Below are 22,127 nucleotides of genomic sequence, written 5' to 3' on the forward strand. Positions count from 1 at the left end.
TTAATCAATTAGTCTTACTGCTCCCATATCGGCTGATGAAACCAGGCTGGCATAGGCTTTTAGCGCTTTTGAAACATTGCGTTGGCGTTGTTCCGGTTTCCATGCTTGGGCTCCTTTGGCATTCTCTTCATCTCTGCGTTGTTGCATTTCTTCGTCAGAAATAAGCAGGTTTATGGAACGGGTAGTAATATCAATTTCAATTTTGTCGTTGTTTCGAATTAGTGCAATTGCTCCACCAGCAGCTGCTTCTGGCGAAACATGGCCAATTGATAACCCTGATGTACCACCGGAAAAACGTCCGTCGGTAATTAAGGCACAATGTTTATCCAATTGCATTGATTTTAGGTAAGAGGTGGGGTATAGCATTTCCTGCATACCCGGCCCACCTTTTGGCCCTTCGTAACGAATAACAATTACATCGCCTTTCTGCACGGTGTCGCCGAGTATTCCATTCACAGCATCATCTTGCGAATCGAAAACTCTTGCTGTTCCTGAAAATTTGAAAATTGATGCATCCACTCCCGCTGTTTTTACAATACAACCTTTTTCGGCAATATTTCCGAAAAGAACAGCTAAACCACCATCTTTGTTGTAGGCATTTTCAAAATTGCGGATACATCCTGCTGCACGGTCGGTGTCAAGCTTTTTATACTGGCTTGTTTGTGAGCTCATTACCAGGTTTCTTCCTCCGCCGGGAGCCGATTTGAAACGGTTAATGGCATCTTCGCTTACCGAATCACGTGTGATATCGTAAGCGGCAATAGCTTCGCCCAGAGTCCTTCCATCAATTCGCGATACTTCAGTTTCAAGTAAGCCTCCACGTTCAAGTTCTCCTAAAATAGATAAAATACCACCGGCACGGTTTACATCCTGAATATGATAGTGGCCGTTAGGTGCTACTTTGCAAAGGTTAGGGGTTATACGCGAAAGCTGGTCAATATCTTGCATGGTAAATTCTACTTCAGCCTCGTGGGCAATGGCCAAAAGATGAAGTACTGTATTGGTTGATCCTCCCATCGCAATATCCAGTTTCATGGCGTTTAAAAAGGCATCGCGGCTTGCAATATTTCTTGGAAGTACAGCCTCGTTTCCTTCGAAGTAGTATGATTTTGTGGCTGCAATAATTCGTTGAGCGGCTTCTTCAAATAGCTTCTTACGGTTGGCGTGGGTAGCTACAATGGTGCCATTGCCAGGCAGCGCAAGACCAATTGCTTCAGCCAGGCAGTTCATCGAGTTAGCGGTAAACATACCCGAACACGATCCGCAGGTAGGGCAGGCATTTTGTTCAACCTTCGAAACATAATCGTCGTCTATCGAGGTGTCGGCAGCCATAACCATCGCATCTACCAGGTCGAGGTAACGGTCGTCAACCTCACCGGCTTCCATCGGTCCACCCGAAACAAATATTGCCGGAATGTTTAATCGCATGGCAGCCATGAGCATACCTGGTGTAATTTTATCGCAATTTGAAATGCATACCATGGCGTCAACCTTGTGTGCGTTACACATGTATTCCACACTGTCGGCAATTACATCGCGCGATGGCAGGGAATAAAGCATTCCGTCGTGCCCCATGGCAATACCGTCATCAATGGCAATGGTATTAAACTCGGCCGCAAAGTAGCCTTCTTTTTCAATTAAACCTTTTACGTATTGGCCTATTTCGTGCAAGTGAACATGCCCCGGCACAAATTGTGTAAACGAATTTACTATGGCAATAAGTGGTTTGCCAAAATGTTCTTCTTTCATTCCGTTTGCGCGCCAAAGGCTCCGTGCACCGGCCATCCGGCGTCCTTGTGTGGTAGTGTTGCTTCGTAAAGGATATTGCATACTTATTTGTCTTTTTCTGTCTGTTGTAGCATTAAAAAAGCCTTTCTCTGTTTTGAGAAAGGCTTATAAATATTTTTAACTATCTATACAAATTAATGGCCTTTCTCAGTATTTCCAAGAATGACAACGAGTAGGACAACAATATTGATAGATAAATTTCTCATAATCTTTTGTAAAGTTGAAGCAAATGTAAAAATTATAATTTATTATCAAAATGAATTGAAACTAAAATGTCGGATTTTATACTGATTTTTAAAAAACACTTCATTTTTGTTATGATTTGTAAGATTTATGCTTGTTTTTGTGATAGTTGCCACGATATGACTTAAAATCTTCGCTACATTAATTTTACAACGCTAATCGTTAATGTCTGATTAACCGTGAATTGTTAGTAATATTTCAGTTCTATCAGTAGCTCATTTCTATTTTATTTGGTTTCAATTCTTTTTATTTCGCCAAAAATGCTGGCCTTTGGGTGTTTTACCAATGCCCGGTACTGGTAGGTAACATTTTTAATTTGTACCGGAAGTTTAAACACAAAACTACTGTCATTAATTGCTGCATTTGTTGTTTCCATCCACTCGTCAGAATACAGTTCTTCAACAAATCCGGCATAGGGTCTGTACTGAAAGCAGGCTGTTAGTTTTTCTTCGTCATCGTGCTTTATAATTGTGCCCTTAAACTGAATAAAGCTACTACCTTTGGAATAAATAATTTCGGCATCTTCTGTTTTTACAACGGGTGGAATAAGGGCCGGTTTGCAATTGGTAATTTTTAATACAATTGGGTTATTCCATTTGTGGTTGTTATAAATACGTTGTGCGCGCACACACGATATATGCAATCCATCTTCTTTTTGCTGAAAATAAGTTGTTGCATCGATATCCGGCATGTATTCTACCAATTCGCTTGATTGCCCCAATACTTCAACTTTTGAATTTTCAGATAGCTCTGCCGACCGTATTACAAACTCCCGGCGCTCACCGCGTGGCCATTGGGGTTGTTTGGTTAAAAATGCATACAGACATTTCTCTTTGGGTTTCCAGGTAAACCAAATATTCTCTTCATTTGGAATAATCCATGGTTCTGTTGCATCAATGGCTTCTCCGTTAATAAAATTCCAGGCAGCAATTTCGCGCAATCGATCTTCCTGTGTTTCCGGTATTTCTCCGTTTGGTTTAGGGCCAATGTTTAGCAGCTGATTGCCACCTTTTGCACGTGTTTCAATAAGAATCTCCAATAAACGAAGGCCTGATTTGTAATCCTCGTCGGCCGGTTTGTAGGCCCATTGTGTGCCCATGGTTAGGTTAGCTTCCCACGGATCGGATATGGTAACGCCCGGAAGGGTCTGCTCAGGCGTTTGCATGGCGCCACGTGTAACCACCACATCGGGCTGAAGTTCCCAGGCTACCTGCTTGCATTTTTCAACTAGCGGGCCTTCACCTCCATCGTAAAAAAGAATATCAATATCGCCGTATTTAGCCATAAGTTCAAGCATCTGGAGTTCGTTCAGTTCCAGGTATTTATTCATAATCTGGTTTGGAATGGGGGCAGTAAATCTGCGGCGAACCTGAAGGCCGTTTTCATATAAAAAATTGAAATCTTCCGGCGAGAAATAAAAACCTACCGCCAGGCCTGCGTTGCGTGTAGCCTCAACGTATTCGGCAACCAAATCATTTCTATACGGGGTGTTGCTGATATTGAAATCAGTTGTTTCGGTATCCCACATGCAAAAACCGGAGTGGTGTTTGGTCGTAAATACAATATATTTCATTCCGGCCAGCTTTGCTAAAGTGGCAATTTCATGAGCATCAAATTCTTTTGGGTTAAAGGTTTTGGGAAGTTCTTTGATGTATCGGTTCAGGTAATCATCAGAAGCTCCGGCCATGGAGTGACTGATAACCACACCGAGCTGACTATCGAAACTAAAATGTATGAACATGCCAAAGCCCAGGTTGCGAAACCATTCAACTCTGTCGGGTTTGTTTAAATTAAGCACCTCGTTCTCATGGTTTAGTGATGTTTGTGCCAAAAGGAGTAAAGAAAAGGTACATAACGCGAAAGCTAAGCTAAGTTTCTTCATAATTGAATGGTTGATTGAATTAATGCCGGTTAAATTACTAAAAAATAGTAGTTAGGCAAGGGGGAGCAGGGCCAGCGCATTTTTGCGTGTAAGCCAATGTTTTTATTGTCAGCATATTACATTTTACGGTATTGGCGCTTCTGTTTATAAACCATATCGTTGAAGTTCTATTGTTTTAAATATTATATTTGTAATACATAGGACATGTGGCTAAGTAAAACAAACGTAAACCCAGAGTAACTGAAATGGATGAAATATTCAGCAAAATTGGCAGCAAACTAACTTTAAGCCAAAAAATAGAAAGACGATTGGAAGTTGCTATACGCGAGAAGAAATTACCGGTAGGCTCAAAACTTCCCACAGAAAGAGAACTTTGTGAAAGTTTTGGAGTTAGTCGTACTGCCCTTCGAGAGGCTTTAAGAAGGCTTAGTGCCAGAGGTTTAGTTGAGATAACAAAAGGCAGTGGTATGGTGGTAACCGGATTAAAAATCGACGATGCCATTAAAAACCTGAATTTGTATTACGACATGCAATTTGATCATAACCTGATTGCTCAGATAATAGAAGTTCGTCGGTTGTTTGAACCCGAAATTGCCAGCCTGGCAGCACAGCAACGTACACAAAACGATTTGGCTGATATTCAGGATAATATAGAGTTGTTTAAAGTTTGTAATTCAGATAATATTCAGTTGGAAGCTGATCTTGACAACAAATTTCATTTGCTGATTGCCAAAGCCACCCATAATCCGATCGTACAAATTTCGATGGAGCCAATCTATTCATTGTTGCCACGAATGCGCAACCTGATTTATGCGAATATTGAAGGAGAAAAGGACATTACGCTGGAGTATCATCTAAAAATTTTTGATGCCATAAATAAACAAAAACGCAATGAAGCTTCGGAATTAATGAAAGTTCATTTGCATCGAACCATGGAAATTTATCAGAAATATTTGCATAATACCTATTAGAAAAAATACATGAAGTTTTTTAAGCTACATGCTGTAATCTATGCAATGATAATGGTTGCCGGTTGCCATAATAAACCTGATACTGAATTCAATTTGGATAAATTTTTACAGGAAGGCCGGTTTTCTGAAGCCGAAGAAATTCTGATAACGAAAATAGAATCCGGGCAAAATGACCAAAACTATTCTATTCAGTTGGAAACAATTCGCCGACTGCGAAAAGAGTTTCCTTATACCCGAACCGAGATAAAACAGCAATTAAAAAAGTATTATCCTGAAGTTACCCATGAGCAACTGAACAAATGGGAAGCTGCCAGACAATTGGAAATGCGTGTGATTGATGGAGAGAAACGCTATTTCAAACGTTCAGTTTCTAATTTATTCAGATTAAACAATGAGGCTAAAAAGTTAAAAGAATCTGTTAGCGGAAAAAGTTACGATGGGGTAGATGCCTTTCAAATTAATGAGTTGCCTAAATGGTTTGAAAATAATATTGAACCGGTTAAATCATTTAATCACCAAAAAATAAAGGTGAATTATACGATTGCTTTAAAACCAAACCAGGCTCCTGAAGGAGAAATAGTTAGGTGTTGGTTGCCTTATCCCCGAACAGGTTCGGTGCGTTTGCCCGAAGTAGCGTTTTTAAGTGCAAGCCAGCCGGATTATGTAATAGCCCCAAATGAAACTATGCAGCGAACTATTTATATGGAAAAAAAGGCTGAAAAGGATATGGAAACTGTTTTTTATGTTTCGTATATTTTTCATGCTGCTGCGCAATGGTTTGATGTAAAACCCGAACAGGTTGAGGATTACGACAAAGGTTCAGAACGGTATAAAAAATATACAAAAGAACGTTTACCGCATATTGTTTTTACTGATGAAGTAACTCATCTTGCCCGGGAAATTGTTGGAAAAGAAACGAATCCGGTAAAGCAGGTTGAGTTATTGTATTACTGGTTAAACAATAATATCCCCTGGGCCGGAGCGTTGGAATATTCAGTTATGCCCTGTATCCCATGCTATGTTTTAGAAAATATGCATGGCGATTGTGGTGTGCAAACATTTTTATTTTTAAGCATGGCCCGCAGTCTTGGAATCCCGTGTAAATGGCAGAGCGGATGGTACTTGTTGCCGCAAACCAAAAACTTACACGACTGGGCCGAGGTGTATTACGAAGGCATTGGCTGGGTGCCGGTTGATCCTTCATTTAAGTTGATAAATTCAGAAGATAAACGAATTAAAGAGTTTTATTTGAATGGCCTGGATTGTTATCGCCTTGTTGTTAACGATGATTACGCGCAGGAACTTTATCCCTCTAAAAAACATTACCGAAGTGAACCATACGATTTTCAACGTGGTGAGTTGGAATGGAAGGGAGGAAACCTTTATTTCGATACATGGTCGTACAAAATGGAAGTGGAATACCTGGATGATTAGTCTCTGTTTACCAGTCAATTAGAACGCGGCGAAAAATTGGTAGCTTTGAAAAAGATTTCTCTTCGCATTTGTGTAGAAATAATAATAATATTTATAGATTTGTAATATGTAATACAAATCCTTGCTGCATCATGAAGCACTCTATCAATTACTTTTTCATAATAATATTAGTTATTACGGCTTGTAGCCCATCAAAGAACGTTGATGTTTCTTCAATGATTCAAGATATTCAACAAGCTAATATTCCAGATAAACGATTAGAGTATTTTAATGTTGATGTAGAAACTCAGCAAGGAAAAAATGTCTTGTCGGGAACTACGGTTTCTGAAAAAGCTTATGCAGACCTTCAAAATTTAGCTGAAGAAAAATCGCTAGATTTCAACGTAGAATTGTTGCCTGCTGAAAAGTTCAAAGAAAATCCGTGGGCTATTGTTACGCTTTCGGTTTGTAATGTGCGCGGTGCAGCTAGCCACTCGGCCGAATTGGTAACACAAGCAGTAATGGGAACACCTGTGAAGGTTTATATGGAAAACGGTGGCTGGTTTTTGATACAAACGCCCGATTGTTATTTTGGCTGGGTAGATGCTGCCGGAATTGCTTTAAAAACCAATGCAGAATTGGCAGAATGGAAAGCATTAGAAAAGGTGCTGTATAAAAAACAAAACGGATTTGCTTATGCCGAAGCCGATAACGATAGTGAAATAGAGTTTGACCTGGTTTTAACTAATTTGTTAAGCGTGGTGAATGAAGAAAATGGTTTTTATAAAATTGTCTTAGCTGATGGCCGCAAAGGATTTGTAGACGCAAGCGAGTGTGTTTCTCTCGACATTTGGAAAAAGAAAAGGGTAACAGCAGAAGAGGTATTGGCTACTGCTTTTAAATTTAAGGGTGTTCCGTACTTATGGGGCGGAACCTCTGCCAAAATGGTAGATTGCAGTGGTTTTGTTAAGTCGGGCTTTTATTTGCACGGATTAATTTTGCAGCGCGATGCATCGCAACAAACCTTTTATGGCGAATTGGTTGATACAGAAAAAGGATACGACATATTACAGCCCTGCGATTTGGTTTTCTTTGGAAAAAAAGCAACTGGCAATCAGAAAGAAAGAGTAACCCATGTGGGAATGGTTATCGATGGCTCCGAGTTTATTCATGCCTCGGGAAAAGTTAGAATAAATAGTCTTAACAGAAATAGCGAAAAATATACAGCGTATTACGAAACCGCTTTTGTTCGGGCTCGAAAAGTGCTTGGTAATGTTGATGGTAAAGGCATTGAGTGGGTGATTGACAACGAGTTTTACAAAGAAATTTTACCGTAATGAGGATAGAAAGACGAAACTTTATAAAAAGCATTGGTGCTCTTTCGGGAGGAATGTTATTAGCAAAACAAAGCATTTCTGACAATAAATATTCAATTTTAAAAAACGCAAAAATGAAGCTATCATTTAAACCTTATGAACTTCAGTTAAAGCATGCTTTTACTTTAGCTACCAGTTCGCGAACCACAACACCTGTAATGTTGGTTGAGTTGGAATACGATGGATTGGTTGGTTACGGTGAAGCTTCGATGCCTCCGTATTTGGGAGAATCGCACGAAACGGTGGCAAAATTTCTTAAAAAGGTTGATTTGGCGGCTTTTAACGACCCGTTCAGAATGGATGAAATTCTGGAATATGTCGACAGTGTTGAACCCGGGAATCGGGCAGCAAAAGCTTGTGTTGATATTGCTTTGCACGATTTGGTGGGGAAAATCATGAATCAACCATGGTATAAAATCTGGGGACTGAATCCGGATGATACACCGCTTACTTCATTTACCATTGGTATTGATACTCCGGAAATGATCGTTAAGAAAACCAAAGAAGCGGCCGAGTTTAAAATACTGAAAGTAAAAATGGGGCGCGATAACGATAAGGAATTGGTAGAAACAATCCGGACCGTAACCGATGTGCCTTTGTGTGTGGATGTTAACCAGGGTTGGAAGGATAAACATCAGGCATTAGACATGATACATTGGTTACAGGAAAAAGGAATTGTTTTTGTTGAACAACCCATGCCTGGCGGGCAAGTAGATGATATGGCCTGGCTAACGGCCCATAGCCCGTTACCAACGGTTGCCGACGAGGCTTTTCAACGCATACACGATATTCCGAAAATTAAAGATGTGTACTCAGGAATAAATATAAAACTGATGAAAAGCACCGGGATGCGCGAGGCCAAAAAAATGATTGATGTTGCACGTGCCCTGGATATGAAAGTAATGATCGGTTGCATGACGGAGACTTCGTGTGCAGTTACAGCTGCCTCACAACTATCGCCACTGGTTGACTGGGCCGACCTGGATGGTGCACTTCTAATTAAAAACGACGTGTTTGACGGAATGAAAGTTATTGACGGAAAGGTAACTTTAAATGAATTACCTGGCATTGGTATTCGAAAAATTAATTAGCCGACACTGAGGCTAATTGTTTGGTAGCTGGTTTTTGATGCTGTTAAGAACAGCTCTGACTGAGCCATGAAAAAGTAATAATCGTTGCGCTTCTTCAAAATCGATACCCAACTCATCAACAATCATTTTCGAACCGCGTTCAACCAACTTTTTATTGGTTAATTGCATATCAACCATTTTATTTCCTTTTACTCGTCCAAGCTTAATCATTAAGGTAGTGGTAATCATGTTCAGCACCAGTTTTTGTGCAGTGCCCGCTTTCATTCGTGTGCTACCGGTTAAAAATTCGGGGCCTACAATTGGCTCAATAGCAATAGTGGCCACTTTGGCAATTTCAGAGTCGGGGTTACAAGTAATGCAGGCTGTAAGTAATCCGTTTTTGTTGGCATCTTGCAAGGCTCCAATTACGTAGGGAGTACCACCCGAAGCTGCAATTCCTACCACGGTATCTTTTTCGTTAATGTTATATTGTTGCAAATCTTCCCAGCCGCCGTGTATTTTGTCTTCAGCCGATTCTACGGCTCTTCTAATGGCTGTATCTCCTCCGGCAATCAATCCAATTACCACGCCGTGTGGCATACCAAATGTTGGTGGTATTTCTGATGCATCCAGAATACCCAGACGACCACTGGTGCCTGCTCCCAAATAAAATAAACGCCCTCCCGATTGTATCCGGTCAACAAGCCTGGTTACCAACTCTTCAATTTTTGAAATCTGACTTTTTACTGCAATATGAATTTTGGCGTCTTCGTTATTAATACTGGTCAGAATTTCGCTAACCGACATTTTATCGAGGTTGTCATACAAGGATGTTGATTCAGTTACTTTCATTTTTTGTTTAAATTAGAATGAAAATGTTTTAAGCCCTCAATGGGTTTTTCAACTATCTTACCAATCTGTATTTCCCTTTCAACAGCTACTTCTTTTAAAATATCTGCATAGAAAAATGCAATTGATCCGACAAAGCTTACTCGAACACTTTTGTAGTTTTCGTAACGCTCAACATTTCTGAAAAAGAATTCTGAAAAACCCCTTTTTACCAGGTTTCTGATATAAACATGAGCGATATTTTGCTTTAAAAATTTTGAAAACCCGGCCAGGTATCTGCTTGGATATTCACCGCGGTAAACAGCTGCAAGTACCTCGGGCATGTTAAGTTGTAAATTGCTGTCAGCTCTGTTTTTAAGTTCTTGTGGTAAGGCCCTTTTAAAGTAGTCGTTCAGGAATAATTTTCCGAGGTGTGCACCGCTTCCTTCATCGCCAAGAATAAAACCAAGTGTAGGCACTTTATCTTCAATTATTTCGCCATTGTAGAAGCACGAGTTTGCTCCGGTGCCTAAAATACAGGCAATTCCTGGTTGCTTGCCAAGCAGAGCGCGGGCACCGCCAAGCATATCGTCTTCAATTTCCAGGTGGGCATTCGTAAAAATTAAGGATAAAGCGCGGTGAACAACCTGATCGGTTTTCTTTTTTATGCAACCCGCTCCATAAAAATAGACAGCATTTACTTCTGATACCGGCAGGTGGCCTAATGCAGACGATAATGCCGTAAATACCTGCTCTGAATTCTGAAAGAAGGGGTTGATGCCAGGCGATTCCAGGCTAATCTCTTTATCTTTTCCGATAAATAACCAGTCGGTTTTAGACGAGCCGCTGTCTGCAATAACAATCATAAGTAATTTTTATGAGTTATATTTTATTTGTTAAGTTTATTGAACAATACAAAGCTATAAAAAAAAAGCATATTTGTAATATGTAATACAAATTCTATCTATATTTGTTTAACACGAAAACCTGATTAGCGCAATGTTCGATTCTTACCTGTCAAAAAAAGACCTTTGGCGAGCTTTCAGCCTAAAAACATTTGTTTTGTTATTCCTTGCTTTGGTTATAATTCAACAAAAGGCAGTTGGGCAGGAAACAACAAGTATAAAAGACAAAATAAATGAGCTTTTAAAAGGAAAAACAAGCGCTCATTTTTACGTTGGTGCGGATAATTACCTTAACGGTAAAAAAGTGTTGCTGGATACTATTTTCTGGAATGCAGCCAATGATACCTTGCACCTGCATTTTAACAAAGCGCTTGCCGAAATGCCTTTCCGTGAAAATGATGAAGAAAATGTGTCACGCTTTATCAGGGAACATCTTCCTGATACCCTAAAGAAGATTGAGTTAAAAATTTATGCCAACAAAGTGGAGCTACACGAGTTGGTTCCCAACTATTACAGAGAGGCCTCTGATAGGAGCGAAGACCGGCTTAGCCAATGCGCTCAGCAAAATCGAACGAATGTGGTTCGTAAAAAACTACCGTTTACTATTTCATCCGGACTAACACATGCCAACATTGCACTTTGGAACAGCCACGGTTGGTATTACGAGCCATCACTAGATAGGTGGGAATGGCAGCGTGCACGGCTTTTTACCACTGTTGAAGATATTTTACCAACGGCATTTGTGCTTGGCTACATTGCGCCCATGTTGGAAAATGCCGGCGCCAATGTATTTATACCACGCGAGCGCGACTGGCAAATAAACGAGGTAGTTGTAGATAATAATGCATCAAGTGGCAAAAGTAAATTCAAAAAGCCCAGAGGAAAGAAGCTTGAATCCACCGGCTTTGCGCTGGGAAATCAACTATACAAAAATGAAAATCCGTTTGAACTGGGGACGGCTATTAAATTTGAAAGTTCGAAAAAAGGAAATCGCGCAACTTATATTCCTGAGATTCCCGAAACCGGAGAATATGCGGTGTATGTATCGTATGGAAAAGGAGAAGGAAAAGTGAAGTACCGGGTACATCATTCTGGAGGTGCTACCGATTTTGAGGTTGACCAGCGGATGGGATTTGGCACGTGGATTTATCTCGGTAAGTTCCATTTCAGAAAAGGATATGATAAACGAGGAAGCAGGGTCGAATTAATAGTTCCTGAAGGAAAAAAGCTATGGTTCTCGGCCGATGCGGTGCGTTTTGGTGGTGGCGTGGGTGTTGTTGAGCGAAACGGCAAAACCGGTGAGCGTGCAAAGTTCTTTGAAGCGGCGCGCTACTACCTGCAATATGCCGGAGCACCGGATACCTTAGTGTGGAAATTGAATGCCAATGATGATTATAAAGACGATTATATGAGCCGTGGAGAATGGGTGAATTGGCTGATGGGAGCACCGTATGGCCCCACAAAAAATCGTCAGCATCCTGGCCTGGAAATCCCGATGGATATGGCTTTTGCCTTTCATACCGATGCCGGAATTTTACCCGAAGATGGCATTGTTGGTACATTGGGAATCTATTCAACCGACCGCGATACCAACGTTTTTGCCGGTGGTCAATCAAAATATGCTTCGCGCGACCTAACCGATTTAATTCAAACACAAATTGTAGACGATATAAACGCCATTTATAAATGCCGCTGGACACGCCGAGGTATGTGGAATGCACAGTACAGCGAAGCCTACCGCCCACAGGTGCCTGCCATGTTGCTGGAATTGTTATCGCATCAAAACCTGAATGATGTAAAATATGTGCTTCATCCAAAGTTTCGTTTTGATGTTTCGCGGGCTATTTACAAGGCAATGCTGCGTTTTATAGCCACACAAAATGGTTACAACTATGCAGTGCAGCCTTTACCTGTTAATAAACTAGTGTCGGAATTTACAACTGAAAATGCCGTAAAACTAAGTTGGCAGCCTGTTGTTGACGAACTGGAACCAAGCGCTGCTCCTAAAAAATACATGGTATACAAACGCACCGGCAACAATGGTTTTGATAACGGAACTTTGGTTGAAAAAACGGAGATTGTCATACCGAACCTAAATAAAGGTCAGGTTTACGGATTTAGAGTCACGGCTGTAAATGCGGGGGGCGAAAGTTTTCCATCAGAAATAGTTTCGGTGGGAATAGCTGAAAACAGCAAGGGAAATGTATTAATTGTAAATGGTTTTGACAGGGTAGATAGCCCCGAAATTTTTGAATGCGATTCACTGGCAGGTGTACTTCGCAATCTCGACCATGGTGTAGCCTACCATTACGATATTTCTACCACGGGTAACCAATATGATTTTGACCGTAAATCGCCATGGCTCGACGATGACAGTCCCGGTCATGGTGCTAGTTATGCCAATCTGGAAACCACTGTTTTTAGAGGAAATACATTCGACTTTTCGTACCAGCATGGGGTAAGCTTATTGGCAAACAATTACAGTTTTGTTACTGTAAGCGACGAAGCAGTTGAAGGAAATACCGTGAATTTGCATAAATTTATGTTGGTTGATTTGCTTTATGGTGAAGAAAAAACAAGGATATTCCCCGGCAACGATTCAACAACACACTTTAAAATTTATACTTCAGCCTTGTTGAATGTTTTGGAAGATTACACAAAAGGTGGAGGTAACTTGTTAATTTCAGGTGCTTATATTGGTTCAGAAATACCGAAAAATAAGGACGCCGAAAAACGATTAGGCGATATTTTCGGATTTAAATGGCGTACCAATTATGCTGTAAAAAACGGACAATTTTTTTCCACTTCAAAAGCTATTAATTTTGATGGGGAATTTAATACCGCTTACAATTTGGAACAATATGCCGTTGAGGCACCCGATGGAATTGAACCTATTGACGATAAGGGACAAACAATTTTACGTTACGCAGAAAATATGGTAAGTGCCGGCGTGTTCTACAATGGTAACCATAAAGTTGTTGCACTTGGTTTTCCATTTGAAACGGTAAAAGGCGAATCGGAAAGAAACGCTTTGATGGGTGAAATATTGGAGCTATTGAGTGAGTGATGTGTTTTAAATGAATGATAATGAAGCGAAAGAATGACGATGGATTAGGTTTGAAGCAAGCATCACTGCAATTCTGTCATTCCAACCAAAGAGAGGAAGCTCTTTCTTAGTGATAAATACTAAAAATCTAAAAAAATAATGATAAAAATAAACTGTTTTATACCTGCTGATAGTTTTGTCGGAGTGGCAAACATGATAAACGAATTACAGGCAAATCCATTGGTTGAAACTATCTTTCTTCCTGCAAATTTGGTGGCTGAAGCAGGTGAAAAAGCAAAGGCCTTTTCTTTCGAAGGATTGACAACTACTTCAACTGTTAAACGAATTACTGAAGTTTCGAAAGAGGTTGATTATGTATTGTTACTTACAAAACCATGTTCGGTAAAATTAGGGCAGTTTGCCATTGAACGTTTAGTTGAAACAGCTGAAGCAACGGGTGCCTTAAAAGTTTATGCTGATTATTATGAAGTAAAAGAAGGAAAGCTGGCAGCGCATCCGGTAATTGATTACCAGGAAGGTAGTTTGCGCGACGACTTTAATTTTGGACCACTGGTATTGTACAAGGCCAGTGCGCTGCACACGGCAGTTGCAAAAATAACGCAGGATTTTGAATACGCAGGTTTATATTATTTGCGTTTAAAAGTATCGCAGCATGGTAATTTTTTCCGTATACCCGAATATTTGTATACCATTGACGAAACCGATACCCGAAAAAGTGGTCAGAAAATTTTTGATTATGTTGACCCCAAAAACCGCCAGGTGCAGCTTGAAATGGAGCAGGCTGCCACCGAGCATTTAAAAGATGTTGGCGCCTGGCTAAGCTCTGATTTTAAGCCAGTAGAACTTGATTTAAGAGCGTTTGATAAGAAACTGTCGGTGATAATTCCGGTGCGTAACCGCGAAAAAACAATTGCCGATGCCATGGAATCGGTGTTGATACAAAAAACCGATTTTAATTTTAACCTGATTGTGGTTGATAACCATTCGACCGATAAAACAAGCACTATTATAAAATCTATTGCTGAAAATGATGAGCGTGTTGTGCACATTATCCCCGTTCGTGAAGATTTGGGAATTGGCGGTTGCTGGAACCTTGGAGTTCATGATCCGCGCTGCGGAATGATTGCCATGCAACTGGATAGCGATGATATTTATAAGGATGAGACCACCCTGCAAAAAGTAGCTGATGTTTTTGACGCCGAAAAATGTGCGATGGTGGTTGGAACCTACCAATTGGTAAATTTTGATTTGGAAGAAATTCCTCCGGGTATTATCGACCATAAAGAATGGACGCCTGAGAACGGTAAAAACAATGCCATGCGCATTAATGGTTTAGGCGCGCCGCGTGCATTTTATACACCGGTACTCCGCGATGTAAAAGTGCCAAATACAAGCTATGGCGAAGATTATGCTGTAGGTCTGGCCATTTCGCGTAACTACCAAATTGGCCGTATTTACGACAATATTTATTTGTGCCGTCGCTGGGAAGATAACTCGGATGCTGCCCTGGATATTGTAAAAATGAATGCGCACAACACCTACAAAGACAGGATTCGCACCATTGAGCTTAAAGCCCGTCAAAAGAAAAACCAAAGCAAAAGCCCACTTTAATTCCCCCGGTGGGTGAAAGTTAAATCAAAGAATTTAATGAGAGCGTTCAATTGTATAATAATCAAATTCCTCTCCGCCAGCTGGCGGAAGGTTAGGAGGGGCTCATGTCAATATCAACAGAAATAAAACAATTGCTAACAGCCCAAAAAACAGAATGGGAGCTGGCAGGAAAAAATTTTGCCGAACTTGATAATGCTCAGGTACGCGCATTCGATTTTGATGGATTTGTAATAAAAGTGCAATTTAATCCGGCCCGCATTATTTCGTCGGCTGCCAGGGTGGATCATAAATCTATTGAGGCACGCCCGTGTTTTTTGTGCCAGGCCAATCGCCCAAAGGAGCAGCGAGGTGTAAGCTTTGGAGATTATTCCGTTCTTATTAATCCGTTTCCGATTTTTCCGGAGCATTTTACCATACCTGCCGGCGCACACATACCCCAGCGTATTAAGGGAAACTTTGCCGGTATGCTTAATTTAGCAAAGGCTATGGAAGGCTACACTTTGTTTTACAACGGGCCAAAATGTGGCGCTTCGGCACCTGACCATTTTCATTTTCAGGCAGGTAACAGTGGCTTTATGCCCATTGATAACGAGATTGAAGTATTGAAAGAAAAGTATGGACATGCTTGTCAAAAAAACGAGGTTGCTGTTTGGGCCGTAAAAGATGGTTTAAGAAATTTTGTACTTATGACGTCGGCTAACAACGAAAAACTTTCTGCCACGTTTGATAAGGTTTTCGAAATAATGGCTAAACTCTGCCTGGCAGAAGACGAGCCAATGGTAAATATGCTAACTTCTTTTATTAACGGTGCCTGGAGAGTGCTGATTTTTCCACGTGCACTGCATCGTCCGTGGCAATATGGGGCAGAAGGTGATGATAATATCCTTTTAAGTCCGGCTTCGGTTGATATGGGAGGTGTTTTAATTACCCCGCTGGAAAAGGATTTCAAAAAGATAACAAAGGCAGACATAAAAGATATTTTTGGGCAGGTACTTTTATCTGTAGAAAAGTTTGACGAGTTGATAAGTTTACTAAAATTATGAAAACACCGGAAATTGCAGTTGGTATCATGAGTTCCAACAAAATAGAATTTATTTTGGAAGGAAAATTTCGTTTAAAGGGGCATAAAAATTTATGGGAGGGCCCTCAGGTTGTGGAGCTCGATAAGGGGATGATAAAGTTGGCTGGGGACTCTTTGGCGAACAACGAACTTCACTTTTTTCCGCTCGATTCGCAAAGCTCCGGATTTGAACTGAAAGATGTTACCATTGGCGTAAATTTCCACTGGGAGCAAAAAGAAAATCAGAAATTTCAGGGGGCTTTAAAGTTGCTTGTTGAAAAGGAAAAAATAACGGCAATCAATGTTTTGTCAATTGAGCATTACCTGATTAGTGTAATTTCGTCGGAAATGAGCGCCAACAGTTCACTTGATTTGTTGAAGGCCCATTCAATTATATCGCGTAGCTGGTTAATTGCTCAAATTGAAAAACAAGACAAGCTAAGCGAAAGAGCAGAAACCTATGAAAGCACTTTTGAAACCGACGATGAATATATAAAATGGTACGACCGCGAAGACCATGTTAACTTTCATGTTTGTGCCGACGACCATTGCCAGCGTTACCAGGGAACAACCCGTTCGCACAACCCAAATGTGGTGAAGGCGGTGAGTGAGACTGCAGGTGTGGTGCTTTCTTACAACGGGGAAATCTGCGATGCGCGTTTCTCGAAATGTTGCGGTGGAATTGCTGAACTTTTTGAAAATTGCTGGGAGCCGGTAAATCATCCCTACTTAACGGCTGTGATAGATAACCCGTCAGCTCCAAAAGGTTTTGAAACAGATCTTACTGTAGAAGAAAATGCAGTTCCGTGGTTAAAAAATGCACCGGAAGCTTTTTGTAATACCGATGATAAAGAGGTGCTGAAACAGGTGCTGAACGAGTACGACTGGACAGCCAAAGATTTTTACCGCTGGACAGTGGAATATAAACAAGATGAACTTTCTGCTTTGATTTTGAAACGTTCGGGGCATGATTTCGGAAAAATTCTGGACCTGATTCCGGTAGAACGTGGAGCTTCGGGGAGATTAATTAAATTGAAAATTGTTGGTTCGAAAAAGACTATAACCGTTGGGAAAGAGTTGGAAATCCGCAGGTGGCTGAGCGAGTCGCATTTGTACAGTTCGGCTTTTTTAGTTGAAAAGGAAAATGTGGTGGATGGTATTCCTCAAATGTTTATTTTGCAGGGAGCCGGCTGGGGACACGGAGTTGGCCTTTGCCAGATCGGTGCGGCGGTAATGGGCAACAAAGGATACAGATACGATGAAATCCTGCATCATTATTTTAAAAATATAACTTTGGAGAAGAGGTATTAAAGGTTATACTCCGCTCACCGTAAGGTCATGCGGAGCGGGGCCGTTTTTGTCGTGCAGAGCGGAGTCGAAGCATACTTTTACTAATAGAAAGAATTATTATGTCAGCTAAACAAAAATCACCCTGGTTCTGGGTACCTTCACTTTATTTTGCCGAAGGAATTCCATACATTATTGTAATGACCCTCTCGGTAATTATGTATAAACGACTGGGAATCTCGAATACCGATATCGCTTTGTATACCAGTTGGTTGTACTTGCCTTGGGTAATAAAACCACTGTGGAGCCCCATTATAGATATCCTGAAAACCAAACGGTTCTGGATTGTAATTATGCAACTGGTGATTGGAGTTGGTTTGGCAGGTGTGGCCTTTACTATTCCGGTAGAAAAATTTTTCCAATACACGTTGGCCTTTTTTTGGTTGCTGGCTTTTAGTTCGGCTACCCACGATATTGCTGCCGATGGTTTTTATATGCTGGGCTTGTCGCAAGGCGACCAGGCATTTTTTGTAGGCATCCGCAGTACTTTTTATCGTTTTGCCATGCTTACCGGTCAGGGACTTTTGGTAATTCTGGCCGGTGCGTTGGAAACCGCAACCGGCTTAGAACCTTTGAAGGTTGAAGTATCTGCACAAAACATTCCCGGTAAAGAGCTTACGTTTAATCCCAATAAATTTAAAAGTTTAAATGAAGCGGGTGAAATGTATTTTGCTTCTGAAGAGGAGTTGAAAGTGCCAATAGGTTTGATTTCGAAAACTGAAGCTGCTGACCTGGAAAAGAAAGTAGAGGAATGGAATATTCAAAATAACTTTTATGCCAGCGAAACTCACGTTGTAAAAACGCAAGCAGGTTGGTGGAGCAGAAGTGTGTCTGGTCCGTTAAAAGCAACCTTAAAAGCAAAGTTTAATAAAGAAGAAGTACAGCTTAGCGATGAAGTAGGAAATCTGGCAATAATTCCAATTCAGCTATCGAAAAAGCCCAATGCCGGCGAAGAAGTAGTGCTAAACTTTGGTTACGAAAAAGGCGATGCCAGTATAAAGCTGGCCAAAACTTACCGTTACGAGTTTAACGAAAACAACTGGGACAAGCCGGCTTTTGCAGTGGTTCAGCTCGATTCGAAACTGAAAAAAGCTACGCAAACCACTTTTGTTGGCCGTTCGGGGAATATAAAATTTGCCTGGTCGGTGGTGTTTGGCTGCATTGCCGCAATGTTTGTTCTGTTCTTTTTGTACCACCGCTTTTTTTTACCGCGTCCTGTTGCTGATGTTTCGAATAAAACCGAGGGTAAAAGTGTTTTGGCTGAATTTATGGGAACCTTTGCCGCATTCTTCCGCAAAAAAGAAATTGCTTCAATAATGTTGTTCCTGTTGCTTTATCGCCTGGCCGAGTCGCAATTGGTTAAAATGGCCTCGCCGTTTTTATTGGATGCCCGCGAAGCAGGAGGACTTGGAATTACAACCGGCGACCTTGGTTTAGTGTATGGAACTGCCGGAATGATTGCCCTCACCGTCGGCGGTATTCTTGGCGGAATTGTTGCCTCGCGCAAAGGGCTAAAATACTGGATGTGGTGGATGGCGCTGGCTATAAACCTGCCTAACTTCTGTTACTTGTTATTGTCGTGGTTTTTGCCTCATTCGCTGTGGTGGATTTCGGCCGCTGTAGTAATAGAGCAATTTGGCTACGGCTTCGGCTTTACTGCTTATATGCTCTTTTCTATCTACGTTTCGGAAGGAAAACATAAAACCGCTCACTACGCCATTGCAACCGGTTTTATGGCACTTGGTATGATGATTCCGGGAATGTTAAGCGGTTGGTTACAGGAAATAATCGGCTACCAAAATTTCTTTGTGTGGGTGATGATCTGTACCATTCCAATCTTTTTGGTACTGCCGTTTGTTAAGGTTAATTCGAAGTTTGGAATAAAAGGAAAAGAATAATTTTTATACTCGGCTAATAGTTAGGCACTTATGGTTATTCGTAAAAGGATATCATCTCTCTAAAAAAGCTCAGCCAGATGACATCCCTTTATTGTCCTGCAGGCTAATGATCCGTCCTGCGTGTTTTATACTCATCCTGCAAGGTTTTTACCCCTCCTGCGCCGCAGGAACCCAAAAAGATGCCGCAGGACGCGCAAAAGCGGTGCAGGATTGCGAAAAAGTGTTGCAGGGCGACCGAAACTTCAGCAGGGCGCGAAAAAAGTTAGCAGGAACGCAAAAAATGCCGCAGGACTGGAAATTACCTTGCAGAACGGTAATTTCTTGAAACTTTGTCAGACCCCAAAGCACGTTTTACGACAAATCCGCCGATAACAATTGTTGGAAAGCTTTTTGATTATCTTCTGTTATTCAAGTAACTTTGATAAGCTATGAACGACAAAGATTTAAACATACAATACAACGAAATTTGCCAAAACCTTGCAGAGCGAAAGTTGAAACCGGCATTCGATCAGCTTGAAAAACTCATTCGCGAAAGTGGATTATTGATTCACCTTGACGAATGGCGAAACCTGGAACAGAACTACAGCTACATGTTAAAATACACGGTGGAAGGAATTCAGGACCCCGAGCGGCAGAAAGTGTATCAAAAACTTATTGTATCGGTATTTAAACTGTGCGATAAAATTAACGATGAAATTTTACTGAAGTCATCGCCAAAGCTGGGCTACGAAAAGAAAAGGGGATTTTCTGGCGGAAGCTTAAATTTTAACACTTTAATTAACGAATTAGAAGATTATTATTTGCAGGAAGAATTGCTTGCCCTGGTTGACGATTCTGAAGTACAAAATTCAACAAAACGAATATCTGCCAGCGAGCATCAGCAAAAACTGGTTTCATTATTCTATTTTATTTGGTTTCAGAATGAATTGAAGAACGAACACCGGGATTTCTTAAACGCGCTGTTAAGTAGTGAGTTAATAGAAAAATCGTATAAGTCATTTATCCTGTCGGCAGTGGTTTTAAGTTTGCTCCGTTACTTCGACGAGGCAAAATTTGGCGTGTTATTTAATGCCTGCGAACATTCAGATTTGGAAGTAAACCAACGCGCTATTGTTGGATTGCTGATTGGTTTTTATAAATACAACAGCCGCCTGTTTTATTATCCTAACGTAACAGCCCGATTAAATTTATTAAACGAAAAACCGGGGTTTAAGGAAAATCTCGAACGTGTTATTTTGCAGCTAATCAGAAGTAAGGAAACCGAAAAAATTCAGAAAAAAATCACGGATGAGCTCATTCCTGAAATGATTAAAATTAGTCCGAATTTAAAAGATAAAATAAACCTCGATAGTTTAATGGACGACTCGTTGGGCGACGATGAAAACCCCGAGTGGGAAAAGCTATTTGAAGATTCACCCGGTTTAATGAATAAAATGGAGGAGTTTTCGGAAATGCAAATGGAAGGAGCTGATGTTTTTATGGGCTCGTTTGCCATGCTTAAAATGTTTCCGTTTTTTAGTGAGTTTGCCAACTGGTTTATGCCTTTTTTTGCCGAAAATCCGGAAATAGATTTTATGGTTGACAAAAAAGACCCCCTAACCAACCGTTTTATAAAAGCAATTGATGCCGCCCCAATACTTTGTAATTCTGATAAGTATTCGTTTTGTTTCAGCATACAAAACTTGCCCGCCGAAAATCGTGAATTTCTGGCCGAAGGAATGCAGGCTGAAATGCAGCAGTTTGAAGAAATGCAAAACGATGAGGTGTTAAGCGATCCGGGAAAAAGAGCCGGGTACATTTCAAATTTATATATCCAGGATTTGTATCGCTTTTTTAAACTGCATCCACGCAAAAATGATTTTGAAGATATTTTTAACTGGCGTTTTGATTTTCATAATAAGTTGGCCCTGGAAGAAATTGTGAAAGCAGATGCTGAAGTAGTACGAAATATTGCCGAATATTATTTCTCGAAAAATTATTATGCTGAAGCCGCCGAGGTGTTTGCTTATTTGCTGAGCCTTGAGAAAAGTGGCGAACTCTACCAAAAAACGGGCTATTGTTATCAGCAACTTGGCGATTTTAAAAAGGCCTTAGAGGCCTATAAAAATGCTGAATTATTTGAGTTGAACAGAAAATGGAACCTCAACAAAATTGCACTTTGTTACCGTAACCTAAAAATGCCCGATAAGGCATTGGCATATTACCGCGAAGGGGAAAAACTTGACGAAGACAATTTAAATGTACAGTTGAATATTGGGCATTGCCTGCTTGAACTGGAACGGTTTGATGAGGCTTTAAAAACTTATTTCAAGGTGGAATACCTTACTCCCGGTAATAAAAAAGTGTGGAAACCCATTGGTTGGTGCTCCTTGGTTGCCGGTAAGTTCGAGCAAGCCGAAAAATATTTCAAAAAGCTTATAAATGAAGCTCCCAATAAGCACGACCTAATGAATATGGGGCATGTGCAATGGGCGTTGGGCAAACGTAAACAAGCGCTTGATTATTATAAACAATCAATAGTGAAAACAGAATTTACCGAACGCGAATTTTTTGAAGTTTTTCAGGAAGACCTGCCATACCTAATTCAGTTGGGAGTGGATAAAGATGACGTGCCAATTATGCTCGACCAGCTGCGGTACTTTGTAGAGGAGTAGATGGAAACTGGTAA

The 22,127-nt window shown here is 40.8% G+C and carries 14 protein-coding genes; 10 read left to right on the plus strand and 4 right to left on the minus strand.

The genetic code is table 11. The annotated features are described in order from the left end of the window. Together ilvD and QZ574_RS02010 are read right to left on the minus strand one after the other, a co-directional pair. Positions 1 to 1,830: a dihydroxy-acid dehydratase gene (gene ilvD, locus QZ574_RS02005; protein WP_297086250.1), complete on the minus strand. Its 1,830-nt coding sequence runs from the start codon at positions 1,828 to 1,830 to the stop codon at positions 1 to 3. Positions 1,831 to 2,257: 427 nt separating this feature from the next. After that, positions 2,258 to 3,913 (minus strand): alpha-L-fucosidase, encoded by a 1,656-nt coding sequence (locus QZ574_RS02010; protein WP_297086252.1) that lies wholly within the window; start codon positions 3,911 to 3,913, stop codon positions 2,258 to 2,260. 245 nt (positions 3,914 to 4,158) lie between these two features. Between QZ574_RS02010 and QZ574_RS02015 the strand changes: the two genes are divergently transcribed. The 4 genes from QZ574_RS02015 to QZ574_RS02030 all read left to right on the plus strand — a co-directional run bounded on the left by QZ574_RS02015 (position 4,159) and on the right by QZ574_RS02030 (position 8,764). Beyond that, a complete protein-coding gene (locus QZ574_RS02015) occupies positions 4,159 to 4,884 on the plus strand; it encodes a FadR/GntR family transcriptional regulator (RefSeq protein WP_297086255.1) in 726 nt (241 codons plus the stop codon). A gap of 9 nt (positions 4,885 to 4,893) precedes the next feature. Continuing rightward, positions 4,894 to 6,318 carry a transglutaminase domain-containing protein gene (locus QZ574_RS02020; protein WP_297086257.1) on the plus strand — a complete coding sequence of 475 codons (1,425 nt, stop codon included), beginning with the start codon at positions 4,894 to 4,896 and terminating at the stop codon, positions 6,316 to 6,318. A 215-nt stretch (positions 6,319 to 6,533) separates the two neighbouring features. Continuing rightward, positions 6,534 to 7,634, plus strand: coding sequence for a C40 family peptidase (locus QZ574_RS02025; protein WP_297086259.1), 1,101 nt, complete (start codon positions 6,534 to 6,536; stop codon positions 7,632 to 7,634). Then, on the plus strand, positions 7,634 to 8,764 hold the full coding sequence (locus QZ574_RS02030; protein WP_297086262.1) for a dipeptide epimerase: 1,131 nt from the start codon (positions 7,634 to 7,636) through the stop codon (positions 8,762 to 8,764). The genes QZ574_RS02025 and QZ574_RS02030 overlap by 1 nt, the downstream gene beginning before the upstream one ends. A gap of 12 nt (positions 8,765 to 8,776) precedes the next feature. On the opposite strand, the gene murQ is transcribed toward QZ574_RS02030, so the two are convergent. Continuing rightward, on the minus strand, positions 8,777 to 9,595 hold the full coding sequence (murQ, locus tag QZ574_RS02035) for an N-acetylmuramic acid 6-phosphate etherase (protein WP_297086264.1): 819 nt from the start codon (positions 9,593 to 9,595) through the stop codon (positions 8,777 to 8,779). Continuing rightward, positions 9,592 to 10,437: an ATPase gene (locus tag QZ574_RS02040; protein ID WP_297086266.1), complete on the minus strand. Its 846-nt coding sequence runs from the start codon at positions 10,435 to 10,437 to the stop codon at positions 9,592 to 9,594. The genes murQ and QZ574_RS02040 overlap by 4 nt, the downstream gene beginning before the upstream one ends. A gap of 133 nt (positions 10,438 to 10,570) precedes the next feature. Between QZ574_RS02040 and QZ574_RS02045 the strand changes: the two genes are divergently transcribed. From QZ574_RS02045 to QZ574_RS02070, 6 genes are all read left to right on the plus strand, one after another. Further along, positions 10,571 to 13,543 carry a fibronectin type III domain-containing protein gene (locus QZ574_RS02045; protein WP_297086268.1) on the plus strand — a complete coding sequence of 991 codons (2,973 nt, stop codon included), beginning with the start codon at positions 10,571 to 10,573 and terminating at the stop codon, positions 13,541 to 13,543. A 138-nt stretch (positions 13,544 to 13,681) separates the two neighbouring features. After that, on the plus strand, positions 13,682 to 15,154 hold the full coding sequence (locus QZ574_RS02050; protein ID WP_297086270.1) for a glycosyltransferase family A protein: 1,473 nt from the start codon (positions 13,682 to 13,684) through the stop codon (positions 15,152 to 15,154). Positions 15,155 to 15,258: 104 nt separating this feature from the next. Further along, positions 15,259 to 16,197, plus strand: a complete 939-nt coding sequence (locus QZ574_RS02055) for a DUF4922 domain-containing protein (protein ID WP_297086272.1) — start codon at positions 15,259 to 15,261, stop codon at positions 16,195 to 16,197. Continuing rightward, on the plus strand, positions 16,194 to 17,525 hold the full coding sequence (locus tag QZ574_RS02060) for a SpoIID/LytB domain-containing protein (protein WP_297086274.1): 1,332 nt from the start codon (positions 16,194 to 16,196) through the stop codon (positions 17,523 to 17,525). Before QZ574_RS02055 ends, QZ574_RS02060 begins: the two co-directional genes overlap by 4 nt. 98 nt (positions 17,526 to 17,623) lie before the next feature. After that, on the plus strand, positions 17,624 to 19,459 hold the full coding sequence (locus QZ574_RS02065; protein ID WP_297086277.1) for an MFS transporter: 1,836 nt from the start codon (positions 17,624 to 17,626) through the stop codon (positions 19,457 to 19,459). A gap of 428 nt (positions 19,460 to 19,887) precedes the next feature. Beyond that, entirely contained in the window at positions 19,888 to 22,113 is a 2,226-nt protein-coding gene (locus QZ574_RS02070) for a hypothetical protein (RefSeq protein ID WP_297086279.1), read from the plus strand. The last annotated feature ends 14 nt before the right edge of the window (positions 22,114 to 22,127 follow it).

It is taken from the genome of uncultured Draconibacterium sp. (genome assembly GCF_913063105.1).
Lineage (GTDB): Bacteria > Bacteroidota > Bacteroidia > Bacteroidales > Prolixibacteraceae > Draconibacterium.